The sequence below is a fragment of the Alkalibacterium subtropicum genome, assembly GCF_900112455.1.
GTDB lineage: Bacteria > Bacillota > Bacilli > Lactobacillales > Carnobacteriaceae_A > Alkalibacterium > Alkalibacterium subtropicum.
This window is the reverse complement of sequence record NZ_FOLT01000003.1, coordinates 44,371-65,298: the sequence shown is the minus strand read 5'-3', so window position 1 is coordinate 65,298 and position 20,928 is coordinate 44,371. Positions and strand designations below refer to the sequence as shown.

Here is a 20,928-nt window from a genome sequence, read left to right as displayed (position 1 = left end):
CTCTACATACTATATATATGCAAAAGAAATGAAATCTCACGAAAATAAATGAGGTAATTTTTCGCCCGGCGAAAAATATGACAACATCTAAAGCTTTTCTTGTTACAAATGAAGAGAAAAAGTGGGTTCACTTGTATCGATTAAGCAGAAACTTAACGAGTCGGAATAAAAAGTAGGTTCACTTGTAACGATTAACGGAAAACATGACAAGTGACCCAAGATTTTGGCTTCACTTGTAAAGATTTCAAAAATAAATTATTAAAATTCACTGAAATAATAGCTTTTTCACTGACGTTTTACCCTATACCACAACCAAATAACCAGATTCAGTCTGTTTCGTCCTTTAAATGCTCCTTTCCGTCACTTTGAATGAGAAAGCTTTCCAGCGTAAATTAAGGGTGTACACAGGCCATGTACGAATATATTTAGAAGATCTTCTGGAATAGGATAACAGATGAAAACGCAGGAGAAGAAACGATATTTGACGGAAGAGATGGCGGCTGACTTTTTCTTTGTGCACGATGCTATCGTCTACGGGGCACTGAAGAAATGTCAGATTCCGTATAATCATCCGGACTACGAGGATTATGTCCAGATCGGACGGCTGAAACTGGTGGAGGCGTATGAAGCCTTCCCGAAAGATTTATTAGAAGAAGAGGCATTCTATCAGTTCACAGGCTATGCTTTTCAGAAAGTGAAGTGGGGTGTCCTTGATGAGATCCGGATCATGGTCCGCCGGGCTGAAAGGGAGATGCCGATGCCGGAAGACTTTGAGCCGATGGTCGTGGAGGACAGGTCTGGGGTGGATGAAGATGTACTGATGCGGGATGTGTATCAGTCGATGCTTTCGTGTCTTACTGAAGTGGAACAGACGTACTTGAACGATGCGGTGATCCATCAGTTGTCGGTCACGGATATTGCAAAGAAACGGGGTGTGAGCCGGAAGACCGTATATGCCTGGCGTCAACGTGTGGCTGAGAGGCTGGTGCAGTACAAGACGGTATTAAAAAATTAATCGGAGAAAGAAGGAAAAGGAATGAGTAAATCTATTATATTGGATGCGGGACACGGCGGAAGTGATCCGGGTGCGAGCGGTTTTGGGGTACTGGAAAAAGACTGGAACTTAAAAATTACATTGTATCAGTACAAGCGTTTGAAGGAACTGGGTGCCGATGTCCACCTGACGAGAGACAGAGACCTGACGCTAGAACATGTGCAGCGGGTGGCCCGGATCAAGAATCAGTATGCCGTCTGTGTGTCTAATCACTGGAATGCCTTTAATGGACAGGCACGGGGAATCGAAGTGATTCATTCTGTCCACGCCAAGCCGGCTTTTGCAGAAGATCTGGCTGAACGTCTGGTTAAAGCGACACAACTCCCGTTACGCCGCGTGTTCTCACGGACTATGAAGCCGGGGGTCGATTACTACTACATGCAAAGGCTGACCGGCAAGACCGAGACTGTGATCATCGAGTACGGCTTTATCGATAATGTGACGGATCATCAGGCGTATTTAAAGACCGAGGTATTCTATGCAGCCGCTGAAGCAGTCATTGAGAGTCTGTGTCAGAAAATCGGTGTCGCTTATAGTAGTCCAGAGGTAACTGGTTCCAGTAAGGTAGAGAATGAAATACAGGTTAAGAAATATAGCGGTAAGCGACTGGTGAGCCACCATGACGGCCAGCTCCGCTTTTACACTAAACCCAGCTGGGAAGACAAGGATGTCTTTGGTTATGTCACCAAAGGACAGGGCTTTCCGACTGTTCTGGAGAAAGTGAGTGTCGGACGGGGAACACAGTATAAAGTAAAGAACTCGAAAGGGAAGATGTTTTTCATCACTGCCAGTCCAGTGTATGTGAGTGTTAGCTAATCAAATCAAACGATCAGAAGAAAGGATCTGCCTTGAGCTCATAACGGCAGGTTCTTTTTTTATTACATCTGGTCAGAGGATGACCTACGTCAGCGTATCCAGCAGGAAGGGAAGCTCACCACTTTTGCGGCTTACTTCAAGCAGGTTGATAAAGACTCATCACAACGTATAAGAAACCCCTACAAAAGAAACAGTGAGGGAGCGTTGAGCGGAATAGTGATCAGCGGCGCTAGTCCTTTGCAGAAAAGACAAAAATGCCTTGTGCCGAGTCTCCCAAGACACTTCCTCCATAGCTCCTGAAGAGAGAACCCATCCATATTTTTATAATCAAAATGAAAGTAATGACAGTGGTACAGTCGTCAGGTATGCGGAGGGGACAGGAGTTTTTGAAGACAGAAAAAACGACGGCTTGTGATAAAAAAATGAATGAAAGAATCGATCGATTGAGCAAAGTCTGCTGATCAATGCTGTATGGAAACATTAAACAACTGCAAGAAAACCTTTGTTCCGAGTAATTACTCTGGCAAGAATCTTTTAAAATTAGTTTGTGAAAATTGTTGCTTTTTCACCTAAAAACAGTTATACTTTTAAAAAACACAGTATAGGTCATTTTTAACTGACGTTTATCTTAGTATGATTTCATGTATATAACCAGTTATCACTGGAAACGTTCACAGTGATTTGATCTAAGTGGTATAGTTAATGAAGGGGAGAGTGAAGATGGAACTATTCAATATATTCAAAGGAAAGCAGCAGAACCGAAGGACTGACACAAGAGAATTAGAGGGGATGAAGCGATCTGAGCAGCGGGATGTCGTACCTGTAAAAAAGATGCTCAAGAACAGCTCACCCAATGAAGCCGGTTTATACCCGCATGAAGTCCTACTTCTGTCTTACGCGCCAACGTACTATATCGATCAGAAGTCCTACCCGACCTTCTGGTGGTCTCGCTATGGAGTGAAAAATATCGATAAACTCTTGAAATCGTTGAAAAAACAGGGGTTTCTTAAAGTCGGGTCCATCGAGTCAGCGATCAGCAATGAAACGACAGAGAACCTGGAAGAGGTTCTCTATGCCAAGGATCTCAAAGTTTTTGGGGGGAAGTCGGATCACGTGCAGCGTTTAATGGAAGAGCTCTCGGCAGCCCAGCTCGACAGCCTGTTTCCTAGACGGACCTATGAGCTGACGGATCTGGGGAAAAAAGTCCTGGCAGCGAACGGACACATTCCTTATATCCACCACCACAGCATCCTTCATTTAGATATCTGGTCCCTGGATGAAAAAGTTAAAGATAACCCGGGATATGCCTACAGAGACATCATCTGGGAATACATGAACAAGAAAAGCCTGAAGTACTATAAGCATTCCGAGTTTGGCAAGTACCGCAACTGCCGGTTCAAGATGGCCGAGTTTCTTGAAGAAGAAGGTAAAGACGATTCCGCCTTCATCTATTTAGCAGAAGTCATCCGCATCGACTTAAGCGGGGTCTCCAATGGGTTCAGCATGGACTACCTGGAAACTTACGCAGCGGCCTACTTCCCATACACGAAATCCCGAGCCACTGTGGCTTCTCACATCACTGAAAAAATCAAGGCCTATCAGCTGAAAAACGCCTTGACTGACGACGCCTTAAGAACGAAACTCATTACGCCCATGAACCGTCTCCAGCTCCCGTTCAGCATCTTCACCACCGAAGAAGCCGCCGACATCGTCGTCAAAGAAATACGCGGAGAAAGAGAAGGACTCAAAAGGCTCTACCACAAAGCCCAAGAACGGTTCGACAACGACTATGGATTGGCTTAGTTGAAGGCTGGTTCGTTTGTAAGGGACAAAGTCAGGAACAAGGCTCTTGTATTGAATGATTACCTTGCGCCTTTCCCAGACATATTCTAGAGCATATGTCTGGGAGTGCGTTGCTTTTCAATCATCGATAATCTGTAAATAGCAATAAGACGTGCATCACATTACCCGCTTATGATACATGCGGGTAATGTGATGCACGTTTTTTGATAGTATCCACTCGCTCCATTTTATTCGGGAGGAGTTTGGAAGAAAGGAGGCCTCACTCATACCGAAAAGCCTTTATCGGTATGAGTGAATGGAATTATCAGCTGCACTCATATCGAATAGCCTTATTCGGTACAAGTGAACAGGATTTTAAGCTGCACTTATACCGAGAAGCATTTACTGCTAGAAGCGGATCCAAAAAAAGCAGTCACTTACGAATAGCACATACTGGACCTTCAATAAAAGGATATTTAGCACAAGGCGAAAAATTACTTAGAAACCTTCACAAACGAAACGGCGTAGATTTACCGCTGAGCCGTCTGTCTCGAGAATTTATAAATACCCGGTTACACTTCCAACCGATTTAGCGTATAATAGGAATAACTGTAGCGCTTTCAGTTAAGCGCTTAACATAATTGTTCGATATGGAGGGATAATATGAATAAAACCTGTACGCTTGGCATCGATGTGGGCGGAACGAATATCAAATCTGCCTGTGTCTATGCAGACGGCATGCTGGATAATAAACAGAAAGTGCCGTCGCCCGGTAATTTAAAGGGCTTTTTAGAAACGATCGACGAGATCTGCCGACAAGTCGACATGGATTCAGTTGAAGCTGTAGCGATGAGTCTGCCGGGGAAAGTCGATTCCGAAAAAGGGATCGTGTATTTCGGCGGCTCCCTCAAGTATCTGCACACCTTCAATTTCAAAACGTATTTCAAGGAAACGTACGGGAAACGCTGTACGATCATCAATGACGGCAAAGCAGCCGCTTTATGCGAACTCTGGCTGGGGAACCTTCAAGGCGTCAAAGACGGGATCGCGATCATCCTGGGCACAGGCGTCGGCGGCGGTGTCATCATTGACGGGAAGCTGCACCAGGGGAATACCTTTCAGGCTGGGGAACTGAGCTTTATTACAAAGAATCCCTTTGATCCCAATAAGAATAACATCATAGGTTATGAACTGTCGGCGGTCGATTTCATCGCAAGATGCGGCGAAATGCTTAGGATGCAAAAGCCTTATGACGGCGAGAAAGTCTTTGAAGCCATAAACAGGAAAAACAACCCCGCTCTGAATGCGTTGTTTTCGGCTTACATAACCCGACTCCTGAACCTCATCGTGAACCTTCAGGCCATCTTGAATATGGAAAAAGTCCTGATCGGCGGAGGCATCAGTGCGCAGCCGATCGTACTTGAAGAACTCAAGCGGCAGTATGCGGAACTGAGGACCCTCTCCCCAGTATTTGGAACGATTTTTGAACCGCTGGTCATCGATACCTGCGCCTTCAAGAACAATTCCAACATCCTGGGCGCCGTTTATGCCAGCATGCATTGAACCCGCAGACTGATGAGTGAATGAAGTAAATGAATGGAGTGTGGATAATGGAAGAAAGGAAGTACGAATTTCCCAAGGATTTCTTATGGGGCGGGGCGGTCGCTGCGCATCAGGTCGAAGGGGCGTATGATGTGGACGGGAAAGGCCTGTCGACGGCTGATGTGCTGACGGCGGGTAACCAGAAGACCCCACGTCAGATCACAAAGGGGGTATTGAGCGACCAATACTATCCGAACCATGAAGCGATCGACTTTTACCACCGCTATAAAGAAGACATCAAACTGTTCAAGGAACTGGGGCTGAAAGCCTTCCGGACATCCATCAACTGGGCACGGATCTTTCCAAACGGGGATGACAGTGTACCGAATGAAGCAGGACTCAAGTTCTACGACGACTTGTTCGATGAATTGCTTAGAAATGGCATCGAACCGGTCGTGACCCTGTCCCACTTTGAGATCCCCTACGCGCTTTATGAGAACTATGGCGGATTCAAGAATAGAAAGCTGATTACCTTTTTTGCCTGGTATGCGGAAACGGTCATGCGCCGGTATAAGGATAAAGTGAAATACTGGATGACCTTCAACGAGATCAACAACCAGCTGGATAGGTTTGATGAGCTGCATACCTGGACGAATTCGGCTGTTTTATTTGACGAAGGGGACAATAAAGAAGAAGTGACGGTGCAGGCGAGTTTGAACGAACTGATCGCCAGTGCCAAGGCAGTTAAAATTGGAAAAGAGATCAACCCAAACTTTCAGATCGGCTGCATGATGGCTTATGTCCCGGTCTATCCCTATGCGTGCCACCCGAAAGACATGCTGGCTTCGAGCAAGATGATGGAGCGCCGCTTCTTTTACAGTGACGTGCACGTGCGCGGCGAGATCCCGACTTATGCCCTCAAGCGCTGGAAGAATGAAGGGTTCGACATCAAATACACTGCGGAGGAACTGGATGCTTTGAGACAAGGGACGGTGGACTACATTGGCTTCAGCTATTATATGTCCAAAGCGGTCACGACCCTTGATGACGTGTACGGTGATCCAGTCAGAGACTTCCCGGAAGCCAAAGTGGTCGGGAACCCGTATCTGGACACGAACGACTGGGGCTGGCAGATCGACCCGGATGGCTTGCGCTATACACTGAACACCGTTTATCAGCGCTACAATAAGCCGCTATTTATCGTAGAAAACGGGATGGGTGCTTATGATAAGATAGATGCCGACGGCAAGATACGTGACGACTACCGGGTCGCATACCTTGAGGCACACATCAAAGCCATGCATGAAGCCATCTCTATTGATGGTGTAGACGTGATGGGCTATACGCCGTGGGGAGTCATCGACATCGTGAGTTTCGGCTCCGGCGAGATGGAGAAACGCTACGGCATTATTCATGTCGATAAAGACAACCAAGGCCATGGGACATTGGAACGCCGGAAGAAGGAATCCTTTGCCTGGTATCAGAAGGTCATTGAAGCAAACGGCCTTCAGGGTTAAATGAGCGACATGGAAGACAAGACCTGACGAATAGAGATGTATTTTGCAGAAAAAGGAGACGATTGATTAATGGAAGAAAAAATCAAAGGCGTGAACCTGGGCGCCTGGCTGGTCTTGGAGAAGTGGATGACACCGCGGCTTTTCGACCGAACACCTTCAACCGACGAATATTACTTAGCGCATGACATGGATCCAGCGGCTTACGAAGAAAAAATCAAAACCCACCGAGCGACGTTTATTACAGAAGGCGATTTTGTTAAGATTGCTGCGGCCGGTTTCAATGTGGTGCGCATCCCGGTGCCGCATTTCATCTTCGGTGACCGCGAGCCTTTTATTGGCTGCATCGACGAGCTGGACCGGGCGTTCAACTGGGCACGTGCATATGGACTGAAGGTGCTGATCGATCTGCACACGGCTCCATACAGTCAGAATGCCTTCGACAACGGCGGGATCTCCGGGGTCTGTAAGTGGGCCCAGCATCCTGAAGAAGTCGAGTTCGTCCTGGATGTCCTGACGCGGCTGGCCGAACGCTATAAAGACGATTCGGCCCTGTTTGGCATCGAAGTCCTGAACGAACCGCTGACTCCTGAGATGTGGGACATCATCGATCCCCAGGACCAGTTCGAGCCGAGAGATCAAGAGCTCGCTGAAGGCAGCGGACCGATATCGTTTGCCTTTCTCTATGATTTTTATCAGGAAGCCTACGACCGGCTGCGTAAGGTTCTGCCTTCCGACAAGACCATCGTGTTCCATGACGGTTTTGACTTAATGGCGTGGGAAGGGTTTTTCAAGGACCGGACTTTCGATAACGTCATGCTCGATACCCACCATTACCTGGTATTCAACAATGAACCGGACCAAGAAAACCTGGAGCATTATAAGGCGCACCTGAATCAGATCGGGACCCAGATCGAAAAGGTCTCCCAGTATGTCCCTGTGGTGACCGGCGAGTGGTGTCTCTTTAACCAGCATATCGCCCAAAACCAGCCGAACATGACCGACGACGAAGTCACTAGTTTCTACAATGAATTGTGGGGAGCTTCAGTCGACGCCTGGAACAAAGGCGACGGCTACTTCTACTGGACTTACAAACTGTCGATCGATACCGTGAATACCCCGGACAGAATCGGCAAGGACGCCTGGGACGTCAGCCGCGCCATCGCTCGTGGATGGGCGCAAGTTTAATCGTAATCGTAACTGTAAAAAGCCAAGCCCAACTGCAGAATCAGTTGGGCTTGGCTTATTTTGATTGAAAAAATTAAGGTAAAAGCTAAAGTATAACTAAACTAATTCATCACTATAAAGATGAATTAGTTTAGTTTTTCTACAAGATGAAATAAACTAGACTATAGCTAACTTTTTAACATAAATCACTTATAAAAGTATGAATTATTAAATATAAAATGATATACTTAAATTGGTTTTAGAGTTTTAATGAAATTCTCGTACGATAGGGTATAGTGTTTAAAATGACAATAATGATTTACGCTAAAAGGGAGAGTGATAATTTATATCATCACTAAATGATAGCGCTTACCGCGTAAGCTGTATAATTACTAATATTACATAAATATTTGTGATAGGTGATTGTTAATTATCTGTTCAATAATAGTCTTATAAAGAATAAACTTAAAAACAGGAGGAAGATTTAACATGGGTGAATACGTCAAAAAGAAGAAAGATATGAAGTTTCAGAGTACAGATGCTTTAAAAACGGCTCAGAGCGTTATTGACGAGGCAGATGTTGCTTTAAAGGATAAATCTAGAAGAATACAGGATTCCCCAATAGGCGAAGCATTAGCAGGAGCAGTAGGTGTAGGAGTTGGTTCTGGTATTGGGTTTGCAGGCCTATACTTGGGTGGTTCAGTCGCTGGTTTGAGTGCAGCCGGAATCACTAGTGGCTTGGCGGCAGCTGGTTCTGTTATTGGTGGCGGGATGGCTGCGGGGATCGCTGTGTTAGCAGCTCCAGCTGTAGTTTTAGGCGGTGCTGGATTAGGTGTAGCTTCTCACGTGAAAAATAAAAGACTAAGAGAAGCAAAAGAATTACTCTATAAAAATGCTTTAGCTAAACAAACTGCAATATTAAAAGCGATGAAAGAAGAATCAGATGCTGATAAAGAAAGAATGGAATATCTGAACGGTCTTAATGTTCTGTTACAGTCTGCTATTAAAGACTTAGAACATGATTTGGGTCGGGGGCGTTAACTTTGAGTCGTTTTGACTATTCTGAAGAAGAAATGGAAATAAATAAAGTACTTAAAATGAATCAAGATATTTCCAAGTCGATCATTAATGATGAGGAATTATCTTCAGCACGACAGAGTGCAGACAAGAATAAAGAAGCGTCGTTAGAACTTCTAGCATCGCTAGGGAGAAAAAAAGATATCATGAGTTTATCAACAAAGATTGATAAACGTAGTGAAGATAGAAAACTTGAACATAAACCTCAGCTTGAAGATTGGGATGAAATAGTAGCTCAGGCAAACATTGCTGAACCTGATCCCGTAGTTCTAGAGGATTTGATGACTGAAGCAGAGATCCAGGAAACATTTCAGGAATTGAATCAGATTAATAAAGAGTTTTCAAGAAAAACAAGCATAGCCAACAAAACTGATTTATCATTTCTTGCAATAGCTACTGCATTACAGGTAGCAAAATCATTGGTTTTTCCATATGTCGCTGAAAAATTTAATTACGGGGAAAAATTCGATTCTGATGACAGATTAGCGCATAATGATAATTCAATTGAGAAAGCACACAGAGAAGCAAATGATGATTATCGTGATAAACACTTGAACAAACATAAAACAGGTTATTGGATTCAATTGCTTTATCAAACTCCACCGTACGATATTACCAGGGGTTCTAGAGATCTTGGTATTAATATGGGGGGGAAATATCATAGGATGTATACCCTGGGACACGATCCCATTCTAGGATGGGCTTTTGGTACTGCGAACATTCTCACAGATTGTATTACCTTTCACTCGTTTCATTCCAATCGGGTTATAAGAATAGATCCTATAACAGGTAGTAAGAAAATGCTGATCACACCAGAAGCAGTTCCAATGTGGCTAATGTTTAAAGAAGCTTATGATATGTCTGTGATAGACTATCTGAATTTGCCAGCTGCAGTGTTTGCACAGGCTCAGCACTTGAAATCAGATGAATTCACTAAACTGGGATTGCCCGTACCAGTTTTATCAAGTATAAATGAAGATTTTGCCAGCAAATTATATAAAGAGAATTATGACGCCTTGTGTTTTTCTCGAGACGTTAAAATAGTAGGATCTTCTTTTGTTGTATCAAAACTTTTCGATATCATAATTTCTTTAACACATGGCCTCTTTCGGAAGGAAGAAGAGTCTAAAGATTTGTATGAGGTAAGAACCAGAAAAATACTATTGATATCAAATGCTATTGCTTCTAATAGTACTATCATCAATGCTAGTATTACAAACAATCCTAAGAATTTAGATATCGGTAGTTTACTTAATACCATAACTCATTTATTTACAGATGTCAGATTCATAGCACAAATAAAAGATGAGTTCATTCAGAGCGAGATATCTAAGAGATTACAAATAGAAATAGAAGAGATAGATAGAATGTTTGATGAAATCTAAATTTCTGAACAGGCATATAGCAAATCAATTGCGATTTGCTATATGCCTGTTTTTTTTTTTATATAAAAAGTTCCTAGTAACACTAGTATGTTAGAATCATTCATGCTCCAAAATGGAAAACACAACAGTGAGAAATGCTTTGTTGCTGCACATATGCCAATAGTCTAAGTACAAGTACTATATGTTATAAGGCGTGGTTTAGTATAATTAATTAAGAGGAGTGATGAAAATGGCAACGGCTAAATTATGTAAACAAGGAGATTCTATCGTCCTCATTATACCCGCAACTGAAGCAGATAACGTGAGTCTTGACAAAGAATATTTTGTGAGAATAGATGGAAATGGAAATATATCTCTAATTACTAAACTTGATAATCCCTTCAAAACTGCAAAACCTGGTGAATTTTACGAGAAAGATGTATGGACAGGGCAGGTATAAGTTAGTTGAAGGAAGTGAAATACCGACAATGATTAAAGTACTAAATGAAGAGAAGCATATTAAGCAGGATTAAGTCGAGACGCTAGTAGATACGAGTAGAACCCTGTAGAATTTGACAGGCTTAAAAAGTTTAGAAATAATCTGAAGTATGCGGTGAATTAGTTATATAATCATAGTGTATAAACATAATGCAAGGCATGGAAGAGGTAAACTTATAATGTGTCGAAAGAAATAGAAAAAATCAGATAAGGAGTAGACAGTTGATATATACTGAAATGGAAATTTATAAGTTAATGAAAGCTAAGGACTTAACGGTTGAAGAAGAAATTAAATATGATATTTTTAACTTTATTCGAATGATTAAGCTGAATAAAAAGAAATTTATTACCGCATCATTCGATTCGGAATATTTCGGTAAACTGCCGATGACCTTCCGAAAAAAAGAAGGGCAGGTAATGGGATTGGTCACAGCAACGGTCAATGGAGAAGTCAGGAAATATCTCTTCAATGATGAAGGCTATGAACCATTGGACGATCTGTTAGAACTTCTGAATGCTATTAATTAATCTTCAGAAGTTTTTTTCGTATTGGGTGAAAGTGCTGAAGATAATCGGTAATCGTAAGCAGTCGGTTGGTGAATTGGCTAAACTTCTTAAGATAAGAACTAAACTTAAGAAGTTGAAAGTGATTTTGGTCAAACTCCTTAAGATAAAGATGATTTGAACTATAAATATGGGTTATTTTGTCAGAAGCCTGACAAAATAGTCTAATTGAATAATGATAAAACTGCTCAAGTATAATGAGCAGTTTTTTTGACTTTTAAAAAAATTTTTCAACTTTTAATGGATAAAGAACGACCGTAAAAAATAAGTGTTATTGTGATTCATTTCATTTGAATATTCAAACGTGAAAGTGCTACTCTCAAGTTAAATAAGGACAAAAAGTGGGAGGTGAAAAGAATAATGTCAGGAAAGTTTATTCATAACAAAGCGCCTCTTCTGATGGTCATGTCACCTTTTATATTTGCAATGGCGAGCTGTGACGCAGAAGAGACGCAGGAAGACGCAGACATAGTAGAAGAAGTCAGTCGTGTAGAAGAAGTGGCCGCAGAAAACGAACCGGAAGATACCGAAGAAACCGAAGATAATGAAGAAGCCATCGTCGAAGAAGAGGAAGAAGTGTCAGAAGAAACAGAAGTTGAAGAACCAGAAAATGAAACCGAAAAAGAATTAGAGGAAAAACCTTCAGCCAATTTGGGCCAGCGTACCAACCCGGTCCCATTGGGCGAGTCCTTCCAGTTTGCTGTTCAGATCGTGGATTATGAAGCGGACGACTATAACCCGCAAGAAGGTCTAATAGAAGTCACTTTAAGCAATCTTGTGACCGGAGATGACGCTTATGCGTTCTTACTGGAAGAAAATCCGTACAACGAAGAAGCACCCGAAGGCTATGAGTGGATCGTGTTCGATATCGAGGCCACATTGCTGGAAGGCGACGAGAACATCCCTTACATGCCGATGCCGATGATTTCCACCGTCTCAGAAAGCGGCGCGGAATCACCAGACGGTCATTATGCCACGCTAAATAATGAATTCGGTTACATCGATCTGTTCGATGGCGGAACGACCAGCGGCAAGCAGGCAGTGATCGCACCGGTCGACGAGTCGTATCTGATCAAGTGGTATGAAAACAGCACCGTGTTCTTTGATATAAAAGCAGCGGAAGATAGTGAGAAGGATGAGCAAGAAGAAAAGGCTGAAACCGAAGAGGCAGTTGCAGAGGAGCCTGTCGAAGACGAAGTGGAAGAAACTGAAAAAGAAGTGATCCAGGATGAAATGGTCCCGCCTGAGCGCATCGAAGGGATAGGCGAAGGCAATACCGTCGAACCGGAAGTCATCGTGGAGTTCCTGCAAAATGATGAAATAGGTCAGACGGCTGACATTCATTACGATGAAGACATGATGGCCGTTGCCGTCACCCCGCATGATACGGCGATCGCCGATGCCTTCGTGTTCTCGGAAATGCCTGAAGTCAAGGAAGAGTTCGACTATATGGTAGAGAGTTTTATTTACTTGAGCGAAGTAGTCTATGAAGCAAGCGAAGTCGGCGTCATCTTACTGAACCCACTGGACGATGAGTATATTCTATTGTGGCTGGAAGACGGTGTCGTTTTATACAATGCCGCTGATGACTTGTAAACCGGATAATACAGGAGAAGGGCCTCTGTTATGGAGGTCTTCTTTTCAAATAGACTACCTGGGTCCAAGGGATATTAAGGGACGATTACAAAGACAGTTATGGAAGTGACATAGACTAATGGAAGTCAAAATCATCAGACTGAATGCGCACACCATCTTGTTCACCTGGCGATCGTATAGGCTTCCTTACACGTTCATTGGAGTAAGCGGATCCGTTAAACAGCAAGTGAGAAAATGACGCAGTGAAACATTAGATGTCGAAGCCAGCGATCCATTTCTCAGGGATTGCTGGTCTTTTTATGACTGACTGTGTGTGATTTCCCCTTCTGACAAAAGAATCTGTTTGAAGAAAAGCTGCGAAGTGGATGTGAAGGGACTGGAAGCCTCATATGATTAACAGCTTCTTAAACGTGAAGCTCGACACACCTTTATGCCTATCTATTTATATTCGTTTTTTGGATAAAAATTTTAATTATAGTCGCTATGAGATGAAAGCGCTTTTGTATAATGCTATAATTTATTTATTATAAATATATCTTCCAAAGTAAAGAGTGGGGGGATCTGTATAGAACATTCAGTTAATGATCAGCTCTAAAATTTAACGAAAATGACCGTTCGACTTTATATTTTTTTCATCACTAAAGTATTATACTTCAGTTCGTTAGCCACGCCCCAAAGCGTTCTGTTATCATCTGAACATAACAGACGCGGATTATGAACCCATCTGCTGCGCTAAAAAAGTCCTTCACACAATTGGTCCTTACTTATACTTATTACGTTCGATTCCCCGAGTGCTTAAAGCTATTCCACATCAAACACTAAACTATCTAACTATATCAGCTATAAACAGCAAGAGGTCTTATCTTGTGCGGTGCTCATTTCTGTTTTTTTTGCATTCTTGAAAAAAGTGTTATTGCTCGTCTTAAATATATTTGACTGCTATAATAATGATTAATTTCAAAGAAAATTCACAAAGAAGCATTAAACGTATAAAAGCAATTACTGACAAATGACTGCTTTGCATCAAACATCCTAGGATCCCATGTGAAGTCACGTTCAATATGCTGGATGAAATCACGTCTTTAACCAAATCATTGCGGTCTATCATCACATACTTAGAGGAGGAGAAGAAATGGAAGAAGAAATCAGCTTACTGGAATTGTTGGGGATCGTCAGAAAAAGGCTCGGATTGATTGTAGTCAGTACGTTAGCCGGTATTCTTATTTTTGCCGTCTATACATTCTTCATTGCTGTCCCTCAATACAGTTCAACTACGCAAATGCTCGTCAACCGGGCACAGGAAACGACTTTAATTCAGCGTTCCGATATCGACACCAATGTCCAGCTGATCAACACGTATAAAGATATTCTGAAAAATCCCGCTATCCTTACCGAGGTTAAGGAAGAGCTGGATCTGGGAATCTCCCATCAGGAATTATCAAACCAGTTGACTGTCACCAGTGAAATCGACTCACAAGTTTTCACGATCAAAATTACCGATACGAATCCTTATAAGGCTGCCGATATTGCCAACACCACTGCTTCTGTATTTCAGGAAAACCTCGATGATATCATGAACGTGGACAATGTGTCAGTCATTTATCAGGCTGAAGCAAATCTTGATCCGGTCAGTCCCAATCACTTACTTAATCTTGTTATAGGTACCATAGTCGGAGGGTTATTGGGAACTGTTATGGTTTTCGTCATTGAATTTACAGACAATACTGTTAAAGATGACAAGTTTATTAATGACAAGCTGGGATGGATAAACCTGGGAAGCGTTTCTGAAATGACGGCAGATGAATTGAAACAAGACGAACAGGAAAAATCGCCTGATAGACTGATAGAATCGCAGAGCTCACGCTCAAGAGTATAAAAGAGGAGGAAGTCTGAATGTTTAATAAGAGAATCGAAGAAAGTTCCGGCAATCGTTTGGCATTAGTAGTCAAGAATAATCCTTCATCCGTTTTGACCGAGCAATTCCGTACGATCCAGACAAACATACGATTTTCCATGGTAAACAAAAGACTGCAGACAATGGTTGTGACATCCGCCACGCCTTCTTCGGGAAAATCAACGATTTCTGCAAATTTAGCTGCTACCTTTGCCTCTAAGAATAAGAGGGTCTTGCTGGTTGATGCCGACTTACGAAAGCCGACCGTTCACAAAACATTCAACGTCCGGAACAATGACGGGCTTACCACTTTATTGACAGATGACGACACGAAAGTCGTAGATGTGATCTATCACACCCACACGGAGGGGCTGTATATTCTAACCAGTGGCATCATACCACCAAACCCGGCTGAACTGCTTGCTTCTGACCGGATGCTGGAGATACAGGAAGAAATGAAGACATATTTTGACTTGATCATCTTTGATTCGCCTCCTGTTCTGCCTGTGACTGATTCACAAGTCCTGGCAGCTGAAACCGATGGGGTGATATTTGTCATACCTAAAGGACGGGTTAAGACAGACGAAGTGCTGAAGGCTAAAGAGTTGCTGGAAATGACCCAGGCAAACATACTCGGAGCGATCATGAATCGTGTAGAGACCTCAGGTGACCATTACTATTACTATTATGGCGATAAAGAATAATCGAGTGATTTAAGTACCGTTCAGGAATAAACCATAGAGCCATTCATCATAAATACGTCTCTTATTGATGCTGTCAAGAAAAAACCTCGAACATAAAGATTGGAGGTAAATGTTGAATTCTTTAAAATTGAAAAGAAAAGCAGTCATTCCGAATCTCTTACTGATCGGCGCACTTTTCGTCTATGTCGTGACATTTTTGAATAACCCTTCCCGTTTATCGTTCACTATCTACATTACTTTTTTTATCAACTTTGCCCTGGTCGTTTTTGGGATATTGAAAAGTGAAATGCCGATTTCATTAAACAAGATAAACTGGTACTTTTTCTTGATCTTTTTAGTCATCATCCCTTTTTACCAGTTGTCCTCGGGATATGCACCCCGTAACTTGTATCTGACTGAAAACGAGATGCTCTTTACAAATATCCTGATATTTTTATGGTGTATCACCTATTATTTCAGCTACAACCTGAGAAACACTGAGAAAAGACTGAAAACCAGACAGGGTTCAACCCTTCCAAAGAGTAAGTTTTTTTATATTTTTTTACTGGTCGTTTCCGTGACAGCTCTGGCATATGCGATCGTTACAACAGGGTTTGCCAACCTGTTTATTCGAGGGAAAGCTGATTCAGCTGACGGCACTTTTGGCATCCTTGTATTCTTTCTTGTACGGTCCACACCTCCTTTAAGTTTGGCCATATACTTATGGACTATCAAAAAGAAAATCAGGATATTCCCGACTCACCAGATATACCTCATGAGTTTTATCTTATTTGCGATCACCTTCATTTTAAACTATCCGGTAAGTTTATCACGTTTTTTAGTCGGATCCGTTTATTTAGGACTGATAATCAGTCTCTTCGATATCACTCTTTTTAAAGGAAAAAGGTTTGATGTTTTCCTCATATTTTCCATTGTGATCATTTTTCCCATTATGTACGCTTTTAAATTTTACACAGTTGAACAGATATTATCGCCAAGCTATACGCTGGAGATCAACAATTATAACTCGGTGGATTTTGATGCCTATCAGATGATCGGCAGGACCATTCGATTTGTAGAAAGATATGGGTATCAATATGGCAGACAATTGAGGAGCGTTATCTTTTTCTTCGTGCCAAGAGAAATCTGGGATATTAAAGGAGATCCTTCAGGGGAACTGGTCGCTAAAATTCAAAACGTATCGTTCACTAATCTTTCTTCCCCGATCGTTGCAGAAGGATTCATTGATTTTGGTGCATTCGGCGTTGTATTGTATGGAGTTTTATTCGGAAAGGCAGCTAAGTATTTCGACTATAAGACCTATGAGTATATTAAAGACTCTGATCACGTGTATTTTACTGAAATAATCTTTTCATTTGTCATTGGGTTTCTTGTGTACGTCTATAGGGGGGCTTTACAACCGACATTTTTAAGATTGATGGGCTTCTTCTTATTTTTGATGCTTATCTATGTGATCAGTAAATGTCATTTACCGGGCAGACTCAAGCTGAAATAAGAGGAGTGTAAATAAATAGTCATAGGGATCTTTTCTGAAAGAAGATGTGGATATGATAAACATAGTGAAAAAGAACAGTTATTTAAAAGCCGGGGGCCTGTACCTGTTAGGTAATGTGTTTAACAAAGGCATGGTTTTTCTTACCATTCCAATATTTACGAGAATACTGACGACCCATGAGTACGGTCTTATCAATACGTATATCTCATGGGTTACTGTATTTGTCAGTATATTAGGCTTATCTATGAATATGGGTGTAATGATCGGGTTTACTGAATATGAACATGAAATCGATGATTACATGTCTAGTGTGACGACGGTGACACTTGTGAACTCTGTCATCGTTTCCTCTCTGGTCATTGCGGTCTCCTATTTATTTAAAGTCGATATGGGTATCAGTCGGTTGTTACTGACTATTGCTCTTGTACAAGCGGGAGCAACAGCTGTTTTGAAAAATTATGATATGTATCTGAAATTTAAATTTCAGTATGTCAGGAAGTCGGCTTTAGAGATATTACCAAACTTTTTCACTCTTTTCAGTTCGATCATCATTATTATTTATTTCATAAATGACGACAAACACATGGGTAAGATCATCCCTCACTCGATATTGATGGTCCTGTTTGCTTTCCTGGTTTTACGTCTTGTCTATGGGGAAAGTAAGGTTTTTAATAAAACCCATGCCAAGGTTGCCCTGAAGGTTTCCTTCCCCTTTATTTTTCACAGTTTGTCCATGACGCTTCTCAATCAATCAGATAGGATCATGCTTACTTCTTTAGTAGGGGCGTCGGAAACAGGGGTATACAGTCTCGTTTATAACTTCAGTATGGCGGGCACTGTGATTTTCCTAGCCCTGAATAATGTCTGGCTGCCGTGGTTTACTCAGCAGATAAAAATAAGAGCCATAAGTAAAATAAATGAAAAAGCAGAAGTTTATCTTCTTATCATGACGATACCCACAGTAGGCTTGATACTGACGGCTCCAGAGATTTTAAGGATCATTGCACCGTTTGAGTACTGGACAGCAGATATCAGTTTGCCTTTTATCATATTAGCCAGTTATATCATGTTTGTTTATATCATCTATGTCAACATCGAACACTTTCATAAGAAAACAAAAGCAGTGGCTGTCAATACTTTATTGGCGACACTCCTGAACATAGGTCTGAATTACTATGTAATCCAGCTGTTTGGTTTTCACGGGGCAGCCGTTACCACTTTTGTTTCCTATTTAGCTTTATTCTGTTTGCATTACCGCAGTGCAAGAAAACTTGAACAGGATTTATTCCCTTTAAAACTTGTTTTCAAACCCCTTCTGTTTATAACAGCTAATGTTCTGATCTATTACCTTTTCCTGGATGCATTTGTCTTAAGATGGATCCTTTTAGCAATACAGTTGGCGTTTATTGGCACCGTCAATCATCGTGTCATCATTGATTTCATTCAGCGGGCAGAATAAATAGCGATAGCTTCATAAATAAACATTTAATGTAAAGGGCAGGGCCAGTCAATGGTCATCTGTTCAATAGAACAGAAAAGTCTTTCATAAGGAGATGAGACAAATATGAAGATCGAAAAAAAAGCACCCCCTATACGGATCGCACATGTACTGGGAAAAATGCATGGGGGAGGAGTTGAAGCGATGGTGATGAATTACTATCGGCACATCGATAGAAGCAGGATTCAGTTTGATTTTATCGTGGATGAGGATTCTTCCATAGTCCCTTATGATGAGATAACGGCTTTAGGCGGCAGGGTCTTTATCGTCCCGGCGTATCAGCAAGTCATTCAATACAGGCAGGCACTGATGACTATATTGAAAGAAAATCATTACGGCATCATTCATTCTCATATTAATGCGCTGAGTGTCTTTCCTTTAAGTACGGCAAAGAGAGCAGGCGTCCCCATTCGCATCGCTCACAGTCACAGCACGGCAGCACCGGGAGAGACGGTGAAAAACATAATTAAAAACATCCTCAGACCTCTGTCTAAAACCTATCCTACACATTTCTGTTCATGTTCGAGAGGGTCTGGTGAATGGCTGTTTGGGAAAAAGTTTGTGACTACTGATCGTTTGACTATCATCAATAATGGGATCGAAGTTGAAAAGTTCATGTTTGATGAAAAAGAAAGAGCGAAAATAAGAAGAGAATTAGGCATAACAGATAAATATGTTATTGGGCATACTGGACGATTGAGTTTTCAGAAAAACCAGGAATTTCTGATCTCACTCATACATGAACTCTCTAAAAAGGAACCGGATGTCGTCTTGCTTCTATTGGGTAATGGACAGGAACGTGAAAAGCTGATCCGGCAGGCCCAACGGCTTGATATCCGAGATAAAATACACTTTTTAGGGAATAAATCAGATGTCAACCGCTATTATAACGCGATGGACATCTTTGCTTTCCCATCCCGATACGAAGGGTTCGGAATCTCCGCCATTGAGGCACAGGTGTCAGGAATGCCTGTCATCCTATCTGATAACGTCCCTCAGGAAGCATGCTTGACAGGGAAGTGTAAGTTTCTCTCGATCGATCAGGGCGTTAAACCATGGGTCGAAACAGTGACCCAGTATAAACGCGACCCAGGTCGGGAGTCCAATATAGATATTTTTGACTATAACATTGAACATACTGCCGAAAAACTAGAAGCATATTATTTTGAAATTATTCATGAGAGTGTGAGGGCATAAATGAAAAATATAGGCGTGTTTGTCGATAGATGGCTGTCGGGCGGGATCGAATCTTATCTTGTGTCAAATTTTGAAAACATGAATCTTAAAAATGTCACGATCACTATCCTGACTACGCGGAAGTTCAGTGACTTATACGATGACAGACTTCAACGCATGGGGATCGAAATCAAAGAACTGCTCCCGGAAGGCAGAGATTCTGAACTCACGAGAACATTCAAGAGTTTAAGAGCATTTAAAGAAGTCCTGAAAAACGAGCGATATGATGTCCTGCACCTCAATATTTATAACGGCGTGTCACTCGTTTACTCAAAAATTGCTCGAGAGTGTGGGGTTGAACGGGTCATTGCTCATTCTCACAACTCGGCTATGGGTCAGGTGAGATTAAGGACCTTGAAAATTATATCTCATAAGCTCGGTAAACTCAGATATGAGAAGTTTGTTTCTGACTATTGGGCTTGTTCTGATCTCGCAGGGGCATGGCTGTTCAGCGAAAAGCATAAAGATAAAGTGATTCTGATGAAAAACGGTATCGACACGACTAAGTTTCGTTATGATAAAGAAAAAAGAAGGGCATTTAGAGAAAAATATGACTTATCAGAAAATGAATGGGTCCTTGGGAATATGGGAAGGTTGAACAACCAGAAGAATCAGCTGTTTCTGCTTGATATCGCGCGTGAACTGCGTAAAAAAGGGGTGTCGTTCACGCTGCTTATTGCTGGCGAAGGAGAACTGAGAAATAGCATCGAAGCGAAGATCACGGAATATGGACTGGCGAAGAACGTCCATCTGATCGGAACGGTCAATGATGCCTCCAGTTTTTATTCGGCGATCGATATTTTTCTTTTACCGTCGCTCTTTGAAGGGAACCCTATCGTAGGGATAGAAGCCCAATGTTCGGGGGTGAAATGCCTGTTAGCTGACACGATCACAAGACAGGCAAAAGTCATCGATACGACAGTATTTTTGTCGCTAGAGTCACCTGCGGCATGGGTAAAGGTTATCGACGAAAGTCGGACAGTTGATCAGAATAGGCGATTCTTTGATCGCATCGTGAAAAAGAATCATTACGATATCTCCGATACTTCAAGAAATCTGGAGATGAATTTAACAAACTGACTGTATGGTTGAAGTATCACAAGCCTCTTCGATACAGGAATATACCG

The 20,928-nt window shown here is 42.0% G+C and carries 17 protein-coding genes; all 17 read left to right on the top strand.

Annotation, left to right across the window (positions count from 1 at the left end; translation table 11 throughout):
• Positions 1–454: 454 nt before the first annotated feature.
• Positions 455–1,015 carry a sigma-70 family RNA polymerase sigma factor gene (locus BM049_RS03880; RefSeq protein ID WP_143079449.1) on the top strand — a complete coding sequence of 187 codons (561 nt, stop codon included), beginning with the start codon at positions 455–457 and terminating at the stop codon, positions 1,013–1,015.
• A gap of 21 nt (positions 1,016–1,036) precedes the next feature.
• On the top strand, positions 1,037–1,870 hold the full coding sequence (locus tag BM049_RS12080) for an N-acetylmuramoyl-L-alanine amidase family protein (protein ID WP_091528815.1): 834 nt from the start codon (positions 1,037–1,039) through the stop codon (positions 1,868–1,870).
• Positions 1,871–2,590: 720 nt separating this feature from the next.
• Positions 2,591–3,673, top strand: a complete 1,083-nt coding sequence (locus BM049_RS03870) for a hypothetical protein (protein ID WP_091528810.1) — start codon at positions 2,591–2,593, stop codon at positions 3,671–3,673.
• 642 nt (positions 3,674–4,315) lie between these two features.
• Positions 4,316–5,215 (top strand): ROK family protein, encoded by a 900-nt coding sequence (locus BM049_RS03865; protein WP_091528808.1) that lies wholly within the window; start codon positions 4,316–4,318, stop codon positions 5,213–5,215.
• A gap of 47 nt (positions 5,216–5,262) precedes the next feature.
• A complete protein-coding gene (locus BM049_RS03860) occupies positions 5,263–6,711 on the top strand; it encodes a 6-phospho-beta-glucosidase (RefSeq protein ID WP_091528805.1) in 1,449 nt (482 codons plus the stop codon).
• 69 nt (positions 6,712–6,780) lie between these two features.
• A complete protein-coding gene (locus BM049_RS03855; protein ID WP_091528803.1) occupies positions 6,781–7,896 on the top strand; it encodes a glycoside hydrolase family 5 protein in 1,116 nt (371 codons plus the stop codon).
• A gap of 468 nt (positions 7,897–8,364) precedes the next feature.
• The gene (locus tag BM049_RS03850; RefSeq protein ID WP_091528800.1) at positions 8,365–8,916 is read left to right on the top strand and encodes a hypothetical protein; all 552 of its coding nucleotides are present in this window, start codon (positions 8,365–8,367) and stop codon (positions 8,914–8,916) included.
• Between the two features lie 2 nt (positions 8,917–8,918).
• Complete coding sequence (locus tag BM049_RS03845) at positions 8,919–10,337, top strand: hypothetical protein (RefSeq protein WP_091528798.1); 1,419 nt, start codon at positions 8,919–8,921, stop codon at positions 10,335–10,337.
• Positions 10,338–10,566: 229 nt separating this feature from the next.
• The gene (gene mazE, locus BM049_RS03840; protein WP_091528796.1) at positions 10,567–10,776 is read left to right on the top strand and encodes a type II toxin-antitoxin system PemI/MazE family antitoxin; all 210 of its coding nucleotides are present in this window, start codon (positions 10,567–10,569) and stop codon (positions 10,774–10,776) included.
• 260 nt (positions 10,777–11,036) lie between these two features.
• Positions 11,037–11,342 (top strand): hypothetical protein, encoded by a 306-nt coding sequence (locus BM049_RS03835; protein ID WP_177188584.1) that lies wholly within the window; start codon positions 11,037–11,039, stop codon positions 11,340–11,342.
• 396 nt (positions 11,343–11,738) lie between these two features.
• Positions 11,739–12,974, top strand: coding sequence for a hypothetical protein (locus BM049_RS03830; protein ID WP_091528794.1), 1,236 nt, complete (start codon positions 11,739–11,741; stop codon positions 12,972–12,974).
• Between the two features lie 1,132 nt (positions 12,975–14,106).
• The gene (locus BM049_RS03825) at positions 14,107–14,850 is read left to right on the top strand and encodes a YveK family protein (RefSeq protein ID WP_091528792.1); all 744 of its coding nucleotides are present in this window, start codon (positions 14,107–14,109) and stop codon (positions 14,848–14,850) included.
• A 17-nt stretch (positions 14,851–14,867) separates the two neighbouring features.
• Positions 14,868–15,572 (top strand): CpsD/CapB family tyrosine-protein kinase, encoded by a 705-nt coding sequence (locus BM049_RS03820; RefSeq protein ID WP_091528791.1) that lies wholly within the window; start codon positions 14,868–14,870, stop codon positions 15,570–15,572.
• Positions 15,573–15,681: 109 nt separating this feature from the next.
• Positions 15,682–17,067, top strand: coding sequence for an O-antigen polymerase (locus BM049_RS03815; protein WP_177188583.1), 1,386 nt, complete (start codon positions 15,682–15,684; stop codon positions 17,065–17,067).
• A gap of 52 nt (positions 17,068–17,119) precedes the next feature.
• Positions 17,120–18,526, top strand: a complete 1,407-nt coding sequence (locus BM049_RS03810; protein WP_091528788.1) for a lipopolysaccharide biosynthesis protein — start codon at positions 17,120–17,122, stop codon at positions 18,524–18,526.
• A gap of 105 nt (positions 18,527–18,631) precedes the next feature.
• On the top strand, positions 18,632–19,762 hold the full coding sequence (locus tag BM049_RS03805) for a glycosyltransferase family 1 protein (RefSeq protein ID WP_091528786.1): 1,131 nt from the start codon (positions 18,632–18,634) through the stop codon (positions 19,760–19,762).
• On the top strand, positions 19,763–20,881 hold the full coding sequence (locus tag BM049_RS03800) for a glycosyltransferase (RefSeq protein WP_091528785.1): 1,119 nt from the start codon (positions 19,763–19,765) through the stop codon (positions 20,879–20,881).
• Positions 20,882–20,928 lie beyond the last annotated feature (47 nt).